The sequence below is a fragment of the Agrobacterium sp. a22-2 genome, from assembly GCF_012276985.1.
Lineage (GTDB): Bacteria > Pseudomonadota > Alphaproteobacteria > Rhizobiales > Rhizobiaceae > Allorhizobium.
In genome coordinates, this window is sequence record NZ_JAAXMM010000024.1 from 26,993 (window position 1) to 40,576 (window position 13,584).

The window sequence follows — 13,584 nt, forward strand, 5'->3', positions numbered from 1 at the left end:
GACAGCGCGCCGCAAGCCGGCGCGCTGTCTGCCCCCGATACAGGCCGATCGATCCGTACCCAAAACGCGATCGTATCCTTGGCCGATGCGGGCCGCACGCGCGCCGCAACCCCCGTGCCGCGCATGGGTCGACCGTCAATTGCCCCCAGTTTTGGCCGTTCCGCTCCACCGGTGAATCCCCTAGATTCTCTGGATCGCGTCATTTCTCAAATTGGTCCGGCATCCATGACATTGGACAGAACTCTGGCGATTACCACTGCGACGCTGCTCGCACTGGTACTGGCCATTTCATGCACGATCGTCGTTTCCAGCGGTCGCCAGAGGCTTGAGGAAAGCAAGGCGAGCGAAATGCAGACCACGGCGCTGCTGCTGACAACGGCGATGGCGCAAGCCGCCAGCCTGTCGCAGACCCATGCCGATCAGATCGCCCGCAGCCCGGACGTGGTGCGGCTGATGCGCAGCGGCGACCGGGCCGCCCTGCAAGCCCTGATACAGCCGATCTATGCCAATCTTTCCAGTATCGCCGGCGTCGACATGCTGCATTTCCACACCAGCGATATCCACTCCTTCCTGCGGGTGCAGGACCCCACCAATTTCGGACAGGATCTGTCCGGCTTCCGGCCGATGATCCTGGCCGCCAACCGCAGCCGGATTTCGCAGAAGGGGCTCGAGGTCGGTTTGGCGGGACTTAGCCTGCGCGCCGTCTCGGCGATCGTCGATGGCGACAGCGTGATCGGCACGGTGGAGGTCGGCGTCGAACTGAAATCGCTGCTGGATCTGGCGAAATCGGCATCCGGCGCCGATTTCGCCCTTTATCTCAGCCCGGCCATGGCCGATCTTGGCGGCGAGAACAAGCAGGCCGCACGGGGCGACACCAGCCTGGAGATCGAATCCTCCACGGATTCGGCGCTTTTCCAGTCGCTGTACCGGGATGGTCAGATCCGCCTGGCCCGCGAACCGGTGCAGGGTGCCGCGCGGATCAACGGCGAGGATCTCGGCATCTATGGCCAGCCACTGCTCGACTATAGCGGCCGGATGATCGGCACGATCATCATCGCCCGCAATTTCTCCGGCCTCGACAGCGGGCTCAACCGCTCGATCCTGACCGCCTGCGCGGTGGCGCTTGTCGGGCTGATGGTCGGCTTTGCCATCATCATGGTCAGCCTGCGCACCATGATCATCCGGCCGCTGGCTGACCTGACCGCCCATGCGCAAGGGCTTGCGACGGGCACCAGTAATCCAGACGCGCCGCTGACCAGCAGCCGTCCCGAAATCGCCGAGCTTCGCCGCGCCATCGACCGGCTCGCCGCCAGCCGGGATTCGGGCGCCGGACCTCACGGTATCCAGGCATGAGCAGCGGCGCGAAGCACTGGCCGGCCTTTCCCTTTGCGCGGTCAATGCTGCTCGCTCTGGCCTGCCTGCTGTTTGCCGGTCCTGTTGCCATGGCTGGCAGTGCCGCGCTGGCACAGCAGGTCGGGCAGTCCGTGCCCGTGCCCAGAGGTGTGCACCTGCCGATGCGCGTGCACCTCGCCATGCGCATCCTCAATGTCTCGAAGATCGATGAGCCGCTGCGCGAGGCCTCGCTCGTCGTCGAGGTGACACAACGCTGGAAGGACCCCGGCCAGGCCTTCGACGCACGGGCGACCGGCGTCGGGCGCCGGGACTATATCGGTGTGGACGCCGAGGCCTTGCTCTCGACGATCTGGACCCCGGGCGTCATCATCGAAAACCAGATCAGCGTGCCGCGTTCGCAAACGACGTCGATGTCGATCCGGGCGGATGGAACGGTCACGCTGATCAACCGGCTGGATGCCGATTTTCGCGTCGCCATCGACATGTCGACCTTCCCTTTCGACCGCCAGCGCCTGCAGCTCTCCGTCGTCTCGCCACGCTATTCCGCCGACGAGGTGATCTTCGTGATGACCGATCTCGACCGCGAACTGTCTTCGGTCGCCGAGACGCTGTCGGCCAGCAACTGGACGGCGCGGTCGATGCGGTTCGTCATGGAGCGGTTCCACGGCTGGAATGCGCGGCCCTTCGTGCGGGTCATCGCCTCTGCGGTGGTCGATCGGGAATGGAGCTACTATCTCTTACGCATCTTCATTCCGTTCGCAGCTGTCATGTCGGTTTCGGTCTTCATTCTCTGGGCGCCTGAAAAATTGCTCGGCGATAAGGTCCCCCTGACTTTTTCTGCCCTGATGGCGCTGGCGGCCTTAAGTTTCACCTATGAGGCCAGCTTTCCCGGCAGCATATCGATGAACTCGCCGATCGCCTTCATGACCTCGATCGGCTATCTCTACCTGACCGGCGTGCTGCTCGTGAATATTCTCCTGGTCTACGCACCGGTTGCAATCCGAGATCGTTATCCGCATCTGGAAACGGAGATCCGCCGCAACATCCGCTACACCATTCCTGCGGTCTTCCTGCTGACCTGCGTCTGCTCCGTGCTGCGTTCGATGGTCTGACGGCCGGGTACGAGGCAGACACGATCCACAATCGCACACGGAAGGCTTGATCGGATTTTCATATGTCGGGCATATGGGTGGCGAGTGGTCATTCCAGGAGTTCCCGCCGATGCATCCCCTGTCCACCATCGTTCCCGGCCTCGTCTGGGCCTATCATATCGACCCGGGCTCAGGCACCGCCCGGCGCCTGCCGGCGGATGTCGAGGCCTCGGCGCTCGATATCGACTGCGGTTTTCTCTGGCTGCATCTCAACCTGAGCGACACGCGGGTCAACGGCTTCCTGGAAGGGTTTGCCGGCCTGACGGAGCCGGCCCGCGCCGCGCTGACCACCCACGACACCCATGCCTCTCTCTCCGTCGACGACCAGATGTTCTACGGTACGTTGGTCGACTTCCAACGCAATTTCGACAGCGCCACCCGCGATATCGGCTGGCTGCATTTCGCGCTGTCCGACCGGTTCATCATCACCACGCGGCTGCAGCCGATCCGCTCGATCGACCTGTTGCGGGCGGCGGTGGAAAAGAATGCGGCGAAATTCACCGGCCCCATGCATGTCTTCGAGACACTGGTCGCCGAATTCCAGCGCGGCATCATCTCGCTGGTTCTGGAACTGACCGATGAGCTGAACGTCATCGAGGACATCGTCTACGACCATGAAACGCGCGACGAACGGCGGCGGCTGGCACCGGTGCGCCGTATCATCGTGCGCCTGCACCGGCATCTGCGCATCATGCTGGCGCTGATGCGCCGCACGGCGGCGGCCGATGACGACGAGATGCCGGCCGGCTTCGAGGACGTGGCCCAGCGGCTGACCAACCGGCTGGATGCCGCCGACCAGGACGTCTACGCGCTGCATGAGCGCGCCCGGCTGCTGCATGAGGAAATCGACTCCAAGCTGTCCTCGGAGACCAACCGGCACCTCTACATCCTGTCGCTGATGACGGCTTTCCTGCTGCCACCCTCGCTGGTGACCGGCTTTTTCGGCATGAACACCTCAAACCTGCCGTTTACCGAGGGGACCGGCGGGTCGCTGCTGGCCTTCGGCTTCATCGCCGGCTCCATCCTGGCTGCCTGGCTTCTGCTGCGGCGGACCGGCATTCTGTAAGAACAGACGCAAAACGCCCGGCCGAAGCCGGGCGTTTTGGATATTCGATATCAATCGCCGCGATCAGTAGTAAGGCGAGAAGCACTGCTGGCGGGGACCGCCATAGGGCTGGAAGGTGTTGCTATAGGCATCGTAGGACCGATAGCGAGCTTGGCACCATTCGTAGTGGCGCGGGTTGAGACCGCTGCCGCGATAGACCGGACGCGGTTGCGACATCACAGCGCCACCGATGATGGCACCTGCGGCAAAGGCTCCGAGCGGGAACCAGTAGCCGTTGCTGTGGCGACGGTAGCCCGGCCGGTAGTCACGGTAGCCGCGGTGGCCGCGATAGATCGGTGGTGGCGGACGATAGTCGACCGCTTCCACATTGGCCTGCGCCTTGACGGCCGGGGCGATCATCGGCATGGCCTGGCTGGGTACGAAACTGGTCATAACGACGGCGGCGGCCAGCCCCACGGCAGCCCAGCTTTTCATCATTCCTGTCATAGGACTCTCCATTTCCGCTATTGAACTTGCTATCGAAAGCCTCATTCCGCCTGCAGTGACAAGGGCACTCCAGCTGTTGGAAGCTGTCCGCACCTTAAAGAGGCCAGTATGAACCTGCGATTAACACAACAGAAGCGCGCGAAACGCGCGTAGGTTCCATCGGACATGAAATAATCTATAAAAATGCTGCGACGCACAAGCAGCAAGCCTAATGACACTTGGAAGTCTTCTTGCAAAAATTGACTTTTGTTTTTTTTGCAATTTAATTGTTTGGTATTGCCGCAGTTTTGGCGGCCAGTATTCAACTTGGATGGAGATGGCAATGGCACGACTAACCTACACAGCCAACGCACCCGAATATTTTTATGATTTCATTCCAGAAAACTACACAAGCTACCGGATGACGGTGAATGCCGCCAAGACAAAGATCACCGTTACGTATAACGGCGTCGAGAGCGGCTTTACCAAAAAGCTGGAATTCACCGGGACAGACCTGAAAATCGTCGACAATGAAATAGTCGGCGGAACGATAACCGCTCTGACGGCCTTCAATGCTTCGAACCAGACGCTCTTAACCGTCACGGGACTGTCAATCAAAGGCTATCTCCTTCAGGACAGCTGGGACAACAAGGGCCTGATACTGCAGGGCAACGACATCGTCACCGGTACGTCCAAGGCCGACGATCTGGCATCCGGAGCCGGTAACGACACGGTGAACGCCGGCGCCGGCGATGACTACATGCAGGACCATCTGGGCACCGATACCTATAACGGCGGCGCCGGCTCCGACATGGTCGACTTTTCCCAAGGCTATTACGATACTTGGTTTCCGTCCAAGGCCATCACCGTCGACCTCAATGCCCGGACGGCCACCGATGCCTGGGGCTACAGCAACACACTGAACAGCATCGAGGAGGTCCGTGGCACGATGTTTGCGGACAAGTTCTACGGGTCCAATTCGGCCGATGGCGACAGTTTCGAGGGGCTTGCTGGCAACGACTATTTTGACGGCCGCGGTGGCTCCGGCGGCGACCGGCTGGATTATCGTCGCGAGGACCGCTACGGCGGGTCGTCAGGCATCACCATCAATCTGGCGAGCGGAAAGGCAACCGACACGTTCGGCGATACCGACACCTTCAAGAATATAGAAAACGTGGCAGGGTCGGCATTCGCCGACAGTATTACCGGCAACGGATCCGCCAATATTCTGCGTGGCTCCTACGGAAACGACATCATCAAGGGCGCCGGCGGCGGCGACCGACTTGAAGGCGAAGCGGGAAACGACACTCTGTACGGCACCAATGGCAGTTCGGATGTCTTTGTCTTCCGTGACCGCTACGGCGACAACTTGGGCACCGACCGGATCGAAACCTTCAAAGACGGCGAGGACAGAATCGAATTCCGCGACATCGACGGGATCGATTCGCGCAGCGATCTCGATTTCACCCAGAGCGGCGCCAATGTCATCATCGATTTCGGTCTGGGCAAGATCATCGTCGAAAACATGACGATCGCCAAGCTGACGTCCGCCGACTTCCTGTTCGAGTAGTCTGGTTACCAGCCAAATCTGCCGGATGCCGGGGACATGCCCCCTGCCCGGTTCTTTTAGGCTTCGATCTCGACATCGCCTTTCGGGCGCGAGCAGCAGGCCAGGATATAGCCCTCGTCGATCTCGTCGTCGAGAATGCCGCCATTGTGATTCATTTCGACGTCGCCCGACAGCTTCATCACCCGGCAGGTGCCGCACAGGCCGGATTCGCAGGCCGCGCCGATCCGCACGCCGGCGGAGCGGGCCGCCTGCAGGATGGTGAAGCCGGGTTCGCACTGCGCCTGCTTGCCCGACATCGAAAAGCTGACGCGCACCGGCTTGGCATCGCCGGCATGCTCGGCAACCACGACAGGCAGTTCCGGCGCGACCGGCTGGAACGTTTCTTCATGGTATTGGGCCATGTCGAAGCCGGCACCGGAGAGCGATTCGCGAACCGTTGCCATGAAGGGTTCCGGACCGCAGCAGAACACCGTGCGCTCCAGGAAATCGGGTGCCAGCAACGCGATCTTCGCCTTGTCGATGCGGCCCTTGAGGCCCGACCACAGCTGACCGCGCCCCAACTGCTCGATGATGAAGCCGAGGGTGAAATGCGGCATGTCGCGCGCCTTGGCCTCAAGCTCCCAGCGGAAGATGATATCGTCCGGCGAGCGGGCGCAATGCAGGAAGGCGATATCGCTGTCGGGCGAACGGTCGCCCATGTCGCGGCTCATCGACATCATCGGCGTGATGCCGGAGCCGGCCGAAATGAACAGGTATTTGCGGCCGGGATGTTTCGCATAGGAGAAATCGCCGAGCGCACCGATGGCCTTGAGGGTCATGCCGGGCTTCAGGTTGTCGAACATCCAGCGGGTGCCGATCGAGTCCTTCTGCGCCTTGACCGTGACCGCGACCGTATAGGGCCGCGACGGGCTGGACGACAGCGTATAGGTGCGCAGCACCGGCTCCGGGCCGACCGGCAGTTCGAGCGTGACGAACTGGCCGGGCAGATAACGGAACCACAGGCCCGGACGATCGGGCCGGAAGGTGAAGGTCATCACATCAGGCGCCTCGGGCGTCACGGCGACGCATTCCAGCCGATGCTCCCGATCACTCCACGGGCGCATCTCGTCGACATGCTTGTAGGTCGCGGATTTCGTCATGTCAGGCCACGACCGAAAGGCGGGCCTTGTCGCCCTGCAGCCGGTCGATCATGAAATTCGAATACCATTCGACGAACTGCATGACGCCGCCCTCGTGATCTTTCGAATAGGGGCCGGGCTCATAGGCCGGGGAACGGATGCCGAAGGCATTTTCCTCGACGATGGAGCGGTCCTGGTCGTTGGTCATGTTCCAGACATGGGTCAGTTCGTCGAGATTGTAATCGACGCCTTCGACCGCATCCTTGTGCACCAGCCAGGTGGTGGTGACGGCGGTTTCCTCGGCGCTGATCGGCAGCACGCGGAAGGAGATGGCATGGTCGCCGAGCATGTGGTTCCAGGTGGTCGGGTAGTGGAACAGCAGCATGGTGCCGATCCTGTCGATGGTGACGTCATCCGACAGGCGCCGCTTGACGGCATTCTGGCCCGACATCGTGTAGCTCTCGACGCCTTCGATCAGCGGCATGCGGGCGACGCGGAACTGGCCGGCCGGATCCATGGCGAATTGGCTTGGCAGTCCGGCGGCCTGGCAACGGGCCCAGTGCTCCAGGATGACCGGATCGTCCATGGCGCCTTCGACGCCGGTGACGGTCGGCGCTTCGGGGAAGGTGCGGCACAGTTCCGGATGGTTGCCGGCGCAGTGGTAGCATTCGCGGTTGTTTTCCCAGACGAGCTTCCAGTTGCCCTTCTCGATGATGGTGTTGCGATGGGCGACCTTGGCCTCCAGCAAACGATGCGGCGCCATGTAAGGCTCGATGGTGGCGCGCACGGGCGCAAAATCCGGCGCCTCATTGGCCAGGCAGATGAAGATATAGCCGCCGACGCTCTCACAATGCACCGGCTTCAGGCCGAATTGCGCCTTGTCGAAATCCTCGCCCATCTGGCGGGCGAACAGCAGCGAGCCATCCAGTTCGTAGGTCCACTGGTGATAGGGACAGACGAGCTTGGCAGCGGCGCCGCGGTCCTGGGTGCAGACCCGGTGGCCGCGGTGGCGGCAGGTGTTGTGGAAGGCACGGATCTGGCCATCGCGGCCGCGCACGATGACGACGGGGTAATCGCCGATCTGCACGGTGAAATAGTTGCCGGCGCGCGGGATCTCGCAATCATGGCCCATGAACAGCCAGTCGCGATACCAGATCATCTCCATGTCGAGCTTGAAATAATCCTGATCGATATAAAAGGGCTGTTCCAGGCTGAAGCCGTCGCGGCGACCCTTCAACTGGCGCAATACGGAGTTCTGAAAATCCATCGTATCCTCGTTCCTTGACCAAAAGCGGTGGGACGCGAGGCAACGCGCGGCAAAGCCCCGAAGGCATAGCCGAACCTGCCCGCAGCCGCCCACCGCGACCCGCTTAAGACCTGTCTCCCATGGCTGGTTTCCGGGCTCAGGAGATGGACCGATCGGCCCGCGCCGGCGCCTTCCCAAGGTTTGAACCCCAGTGGCTTTTCGCCTTGCGCACTCTCCACTACCGTTGCGGGGGCAGCGCCGGAATTCGACCGGCTTCCCAATTCTCCATCTTCCCTAGCAAGACGGCACCTTGAGCTTGGACATCATCTAACCATAACCGCGCCTTCTGCGCTGCACTGCGATACGACACGGCCTTCAGCGATTGCGACATGAGCCGGATTTCTAACGTCGCATGACCAAATGCCTATTTTCTTTTAAATACAAAAAGATATCTGAATGCCGCCGCCACGCGGTGCCGTCCCATGGCGCAGAGAGACAAGTGGCACCATCGCCCGGCTGCCCGCAGGCACGCATGACAAGCCTCGGGAAACCGACGGCGGGCAAGGTGGTTCAATATATCGTTAATTTTTGTCGGGGTACACTTCATTAGTGCGCGGCAATATTGGGATTTGAGAGGCACCATGTCCAAGCTCAGATATTATGCAGCGAATGAAAAGAAGACGCCGGTGGCGGTTCTGCCTAGGGCGGTGCATACGGAGTTTCTCCGCACCGGCCGGATTTCCCGCAAGAACGAGGACTGGCTGCCCGACGAGCGGCGCTATCTGAGTTATGAAGAGGTGGCGGAGCGCACCGGACGGCGGCTGACGACGGCCGGCGAAACTACCCATCAGCGGATCAACAGCTTTCACCGCAGCATCCGCTTTCCCAAGCTGGTGTTCCACCAGACGCTGGAAAACAGTCCGCATCTGGGCTATTGCCACGTCACGGCAGCACGCTCCAACTTCGCCAAGTTCGCCGATGTGAAATGGGCCTTCTACATCGCCAATTTCTCGGCCGAGATCGGCGAAGGCGAGCATTTCTTCGAAGAGATCCGGCCTTACTATTCGCGCATGTATTTCGCTGTCGCCATGCAGCCGGATACCAAGACAAAGGCCATGACGATCGACCGGTCGATCCGCCCGGACGGGCTGCTGTTTCGCACCCACGATCCCAAGGAAGCGCTCAAGAACGTTCTCCTGCTCGGCGCCCGGTCGCAGGACCTGCGCAAGATCATCGAGAAGCTCTGAGCCTATTTAGCTTCAGATCCGGGACGCGTTTTACACGACCTGCTTCTTGTAGATCATCCAGTCCTTCGGCACATAGGACGGATCGTTGGCACCGTAGATGGTGACCATGTCGCCGCCCGATGCCTTCGACGAGGCAAGGGCGCGCTCGGCATAGCTCAAGAGATCGAAGGCATTCGGCGCCTGTTGCGACAGGCAGATGCCGAAGGACATCGACAGCGGTCCGGACGCCCCGCGCGAGGCCGGATTGACCACGGCGGTGGCGCGCAGCTTGGAGCGGACGAGTTCAACGATGCGGCTGATCTCGTCCTGGTCTGAGGTATAGAACAGCAGGCCGAAGCGGCTGCCGTCGAAGCGGCAGGCCAGGTCCTCGTTGCCGGCCACGGCATCGACGACCTTGGCGATCTGCTTGATGAAGCGGTCAGCGACCGTCGAGCCCATCTGCTCGGACAGCTTGGCAAACTCGTCGATTTCACCGACCGCCAGGCCACAGAGAACCGGCATGTCAGGCTTGGCATAGACCTTGGCCAGCGCCTTGTTGAAGGCACGGCGGCTGCCCATGCCGGTCAGCGGATCGACGAATTTGGCGACTTCGGCATGCTCGGCCTCGCGCTGTACGTCGGCGAGTGTCTCGGTATGACCGACGACAGTGCGCACCACGGTGCTGTTCTGGCTCGCCCGCTTCTCGGTGGCGGCCTTCAGCGCCTTGATGGACTGGCCAAGCTCGGTATGCTCGATGTCGCCATCGGTCAGAATGACCTTGGAGGCGTCGCCGATCAGCCGGCCGTAATCGGACAACGAGACCTTCTCCTCGTTGAGCAGGCTGATGAAGCTGCTCATTTCCGCCCGCACCTTGCTGTTGTGGCGGCTCAGCAGGCCGTCTTCGTGATGGTGCGGCAGATATTTGCGGCCGAGGGCATCCAGCGCTTCCTGGGTCTTGACTTTACCAAGCCCGATGAACTCGCGCACCAGTTCCGGATTGCTACCGGAATAGGCCTCGTAGACGAGTTCGTAGTTACGCGGCAGACCGTCGATACCCATCTGATGCATGGCGGAGGCCACACGAAGGGCGATGCTGGAGGCCGGATTCTTCGAAGGCTGCATGGACTTGCTTTCCCAGGCTATGACACGAAAATCGTTGACGCGGACCTTAGCGGAAACATCTCTTTCTTTCAGTTACAGCCATATCTAAACTTTTAACAGTCCTCACAAAGGGTCCCGAAAGGGTGCAAAAGACCGCTCTTTGGCGAAACAATTTGATCCTGCAGGCCAAGACGCGCTATGCACGGGCCAAGTCAGGGTTCAGGCAAGAATGGCACGGCAAATCTCCATCGACAGCGACAGGCAGGCAGCCATCGACGCAGCAATCGCCGAGTTATCCGCAGGCATGCCGATCGCCCTGCCGACCGAGACCGTCTATGGCCTGGCCGCCGACGCCACCAATCCGGCGGCGATCACCCGCATCTACGAGACCAAGGGCCGGCCGCGCTTCAATCCGCTGATCTGCCACATGGCCGATCTTGAGATGGCCGAGCGCTACGCGGTGTTCGACCCGCTGTCGCGCCGGCTGGCGGAACTGTTCTGGCCCGGCCCCCTCACCCTGATCCTGCCGCTGAAACAAGGTAGCGCCATCCATCCGCTGGCAAGTGCCGGGCTCGACACGGTCGGCATCCGCGTGCCGCGCGGCTTTGCGGCTAAGCTGATCGGCGTCTTCGACCGGCCGCTGGCAGCCCCCAGCGCCAACACGTCAGGCAAGATCAGCCCGACGAGTGCGGCCCATGTGGCCGCCGATCTCGGCGAGCGGATCGGGCTCATCCTCGACGGCGGCGCCTCGCCGGTGGGGGTGGAATCGACCATTCTGAAAGTGGAAGACGGCACGATCCGCATGCTGCGGCCGGGCGGGCTTTCGGCCGAGGAGATCGAGGCGGCAACCGGGCTTGCCGTCATCCGGCCGGTGGACAGCCATGCGACCATCGAGGCGCCGGGCATGCTCGCCTCCCATTACGCACCCGAGGCGACGGTGCGGCTCGATGCGGTGCACGTCCATCCGGGCGATGCGCTGATCACCTTTGCCGGCATGCAGCCAACCGGCTTCGAGGCGGCGCGGCTGGTGCTGGATCTGAGCCCCGCCGGCGACCTTTCCGAAGCGGCCGCCAATCTGTTTGACTATCTGAAGACGGCGGATGCCAGCGGCACGGGGCGCATTGCCGTCACGCCCATCCCGCAGACCGGGCTTGGCGAAGCGATCAACGACCGGCTGCAGCGCGCCGCCGCGCCAAGGCCGTAACGACGCAGCAATAACGAGGAGTGAGCATGAGCCAGGCCGGATATGCGCCAGAACTGATCGCGCGGTTCATCGCCATTGTCGGGGCGGCGAATGCCGTGACCCAGGCCTCCGAGATCGCTGCCTATCTCACCGAAAACCGCGGCCTCTATCACGGCGCCTCGCCGCTGGTGCTCAAACCGGCCTCAACGGCGGAAGTCTCGGCCATCCTTGCCCTTGCCAGCGAGACCGGCACGCCGATCGTGCCGGCCGGCGGACGCACCGGCCTGGTCGGCGGCCAGGTGCCGCGCGATGGCGGGCAGGACATCGTGCTGTCGCTGGAGCGCATGAACCGCATTCGCGAAGTGGATGCCGTGGCCAATGTGATCGTCGCCGATGGCGGCTGCATCCTCGCCGACATCCAGAAGGCGGCCGAAGGGATCGGAAGGCTGTTTCCGCTGTCGCTCGGATCGGAAGGCTCCTGCCGGATCGGCGGCAATCTGTCGACCAATGCCGGCGGAACGGCAGTGCTGGCCTATGGCAATGTGCGGCAATTGTGCCTGGGGCTGGAAGTGGTGCTGCCGACCGGCGAGATCTGGGACGGGTTGCGGCGGCTGAAGAAGGACAATAGCGGCTACGACCTGCGCGACCTGTTCATCGGCGCGGAAGGCACGCTCGGGGTGATCACCGGCGCCGTGCTGCGCCTGCATCCGCGGCCACTCGGCCATCAGGTGGCCTTTGCAGGCTTGAAATCGCCCGAAGATGCGCTGGCGCTGTTTCAGCGGGCCGCCAATCTCTGCGGCACGGCGCTGACCGGCTTCGAGCTGATGCCGCGCATCGGCGTGGAGTTCACCACGCGGCATATTCCCGGCGTGCGCGATCCGCTGGAAAAACCCCATGCCTGGTATGCGCTGATCGACATTTCCACTTCCGATTCGGCGGATACCGCATCGGTCATGGTGCAGGCGCTGCTGGAGCAGGGCTTTGAAGATGGATTGATCGAGGATGCGGTGATCGCCGCCTCGCAGACGCAGGCAGCGGCCCTCTGGCACATGCGCGAAAGCATGTCGGATGCGCAGAAACCAGAAGGCGGCTCGATCAAGCATGACGTGTCGGTGCCGGTCTCGGCCGTCCCGGCCTTCATGCGCGAGGCCGAGATCGCCGTGATGGCGGCCGTGCCGGGCGCGCGCATCTGCGGCTTCGGCCATCTCGGCGACGGCAATATCCACTATAATATCAGCCAGCCGGTCGGGGCCGACAAGGCGGAGTTCATCGGCCGCTGGCGCGAGGTGAACGCGATCGTCCATGCCATCGTGCACACATACAACGGCTCGATCTCCGCCGAACACGGCGTCGGCCAGCTGAAGCGCGACGAACTGATCGGCAGCCGGCCGGCCATCGAGACGGAGCTGATGAACCGCATCAAGCGAGCCTTCGACCCGGCCGGCATCATGAATCCCGGCAAGGTGATCGGCCAAGTGATCGACCAGCCATGACCAACAAGCCGACGCGGGTGACGCTCAGGATCGACTTTGCCAATGGCGTGCGGCTCGGGCCCGGCAAGATCGAGCTGTTGTCCGGGATTGCCGAACACGGCTCGATCCGGGCGGCCGGCGCCGCGCTTGGCATGTCCTATCGCCGCGCCTGGCTTTTGGCCGACGAGACCAACCGGATGTTCCTTGAGCCGTCGATCTTCACCCGGCATGGCGGCAAAAGCGGCGGCGGCGCCGGGCTCACCGAATTCGGCACCGCTCTGCTGGCCCGCGCCCGCCGCATGGAGGCCGAGAGCCGGCGCGTGCTGGAGGCCGATATCGCCTGGCTGGACGCCGCCATCGACATGTCCTTCCAGGCCGCGACGAAGGGGACGGATGGGGTGGATGGGGAGTAAAGTCTGAGAGGGTTCGGGCCAAAGGCTATTGATGCGAGAAAGACCCTCTCTGGCCTGCCGGCGTTTGTCACTGCAATCGATTCACTGGATCGATTGCTCCGCTGCGCGGACCGTTCCGCACCCCACCACAAGGGGGAGAAGACTCGTGGAAACCGCTCGCTTTCATCCGTCGAGGGTTCGGCTGGGTTAAGCCCTCCCCCTTGTGGGGAGGGTTTGGGAG

The 13,584-nt window shown here is 62.3% G+C and carries 12 protein-coding genes and 1 riboswitch; of the genes, 8 read left to right on the forward strand and 4 right to left on the reverse strand.

Annotated elements, in window-relative coordinates; genetic code table 11:
* Positions 1-225: 225 nt before the first annotated feature.
* The 3 genes from HFC70_RS25175 to HFC70_RS25185 all read left to right on the forward strand — a co-directional run bounded on the left by HFC70_RS25175 (position 226) and on the right by HFC70_RS25185 (position 3,570).
* The gene (locus HFC70_RS25175) at positions 226-1,353 is read left to right on the forward strand and encodes a cache domain-containing protein (RefSeq protein ID WP_168476065.1); all 1,128 of its coding nucleotides are present in this window, start codon (positions 226-228) and stop codon (positions 1,351-1,353) included.
* Entirely contained in the window at positions 1,350-2,465 is a 1,116-nt protein-coding gene (locus HFC70_RS25180) for a neurotransmitter-gated ion-channel ligand-binding protein (RefSeq protein WP_168476066.1), read from the forward strand. The genes HFC70_RS25175 and HFC70_RS25180 overlap by 4 nt, the downstream gene beginning before the upstream one ends.
* Positions 2,466-2,574: 109 nt before the next feature.
* Positions 2,575-3,570, forward strand: coding sequence for a transporter (locus HFC70_RS25185; RefSeq protein WP_168476067.1), 996 nt, complete (start codon positions 2,575-2,577; stop codon positions 3,568-3,570).
* Between the two features lie 63 nt (positions 3,571-3,633).
* Here the strand turns inward: HFC70_RS25185 and HFC70_RS25190 are convergent, their stop codons facing one another.
* Positions 3,634-4,056: a BA14K family protein gene (locus HFC70_RS25190; RefSeq protein WP_168476068.1), complete on the reverse strand. Its 423-nt coding sequence runs from the start codon at positions 4,054-4,056 to the stop codon at positions 3,634-3,636.
* Between the two features lie 211 nt (positions 4,057-4,267).
* Here HFC70_RS25190 and HFC70_RS25195 point away from each other — a divergent pair, with 211 nt between their 5' ends.
* Entirely contained in the window at positions 4,268-5,605 is a 1,338-nt protein-coding gene (locus tag HFC70_RS25195) for a calcium-binding protein (RefSeq protein ID WP_210259443.1), read from the forward strand.
* A gap of 56 nt (positions 5,606-5,661) precedes the next feature.
* On the opposite strand, the gene HFC70_RS25200 is transcribed toward HFC70_RS25195, so the two are convergent.
* Positions 5,662-6,744 (reverse strand): hybrid-cluster NAD(P)-dependent oxidoreductase, encoded by a 1,083-nt coding sequence (locus tag HFC70_RS25200; RefSeq protein WP_168476070.1) that lies wholly within the window; start codon positions 6,742-6,744, stop codon positions 5,662-5,664.
* 1 nt (position 6,745) lies between these two features.
* A complete protein-coding gene (locus HFC70_RS25205) occupies positions 6,746-7,990 on the reverse strand; it encodes an SRPBCC family protein (protein WP_168476071.1) in 1,245 nt (414 codons plus the stop codon).
* Between the two features lie 103 nt (positions 7,991-8,093).
* Positions 8,094-8,297, reverse strand: a riboswitch (cobalamin riboswitch).
* Positions 8,298-8,610: 313 nt separating this feature from the next.
* On the opposite strand from HFC70_RS25205, the gene HFC70_RS25210 reads away from it, so the two are divergent.
* Positions 8,611-9,216, forward strand: a complete 606-nt coding sequence (locus HFC70_RS25210) for a DUF6656 family protein (RefSeq protein ID WP_168476072.1) — start codon at positions 8,611-8,613, stop codon at positions 9,214-9,216.
* A 30-nt stretch (positions 9,217-9,246) separates the two neighbouring features.
* Here the strand turns inward: HFC70_RS25210 and HFC70_RS25215 are convergent, their stop codons facing one another.
* The gene (locus HFC70_RS25215) at positions 9,247-10,317 is read right to left on the reverse strand and encodes a GGDEF domain-containing protein (protein ID WP_168476073.1); all 1,071 of its coding nucleotides are present in this window, start codon (positions 10,315-10,317) and stop codon (positions 9,247-9,249) included.
* Between the two features lie 208 nt (positions 10,318-10,525).
* Between HFC70_RS25215 and HFC70_RS25220 the strand changes: the two genes are divergently transcribed.
* From HFC70_RS25220 to HFC70_RS25230, 3 genes are read left to right on the forward strand one after another with little or no spacing between them, the layout of a single operon-like run.
* A complete protein-coding gene (locus HFC70_RS25220) occupies positions 10,526-11,500 on the forward strand; it encodes an L-threonylcarbamoyladenylate synthase (RefSeq protein WP_168476074.1) in 975 nt (324 codons plus the stop codon).
* A 26-nt stretch (positions 11,501-11,526) separates the two neighbouring features.
* Positions 11,527-12,972, forward strand: a complete 1,446-nt coding sequence (locus tag HFC70_RS25225; protein WP_168476075.1) for an FAD-binding oxidoreductase — start codon at positions 11,527-11,529, stop codon at positions 12,970-12,972.
* Positions 12,969-13,364, forward strand: coding sequence for a winged helix-turn-helix domain-containing protein (locus HFC70_RS25230; protein ID WP_168476076.1), 396 nt, complete (start codon positions 12,969-12,971; stop codon positions 13,362-13,364). Before HFC70_RS25225 ends, HFC70_RS25230 begins: the two co-directional genes overlap by 4 nt.
* The last annotated feature ends 220 nt before the right edge of the window (positions 13,365-13,584 follow it).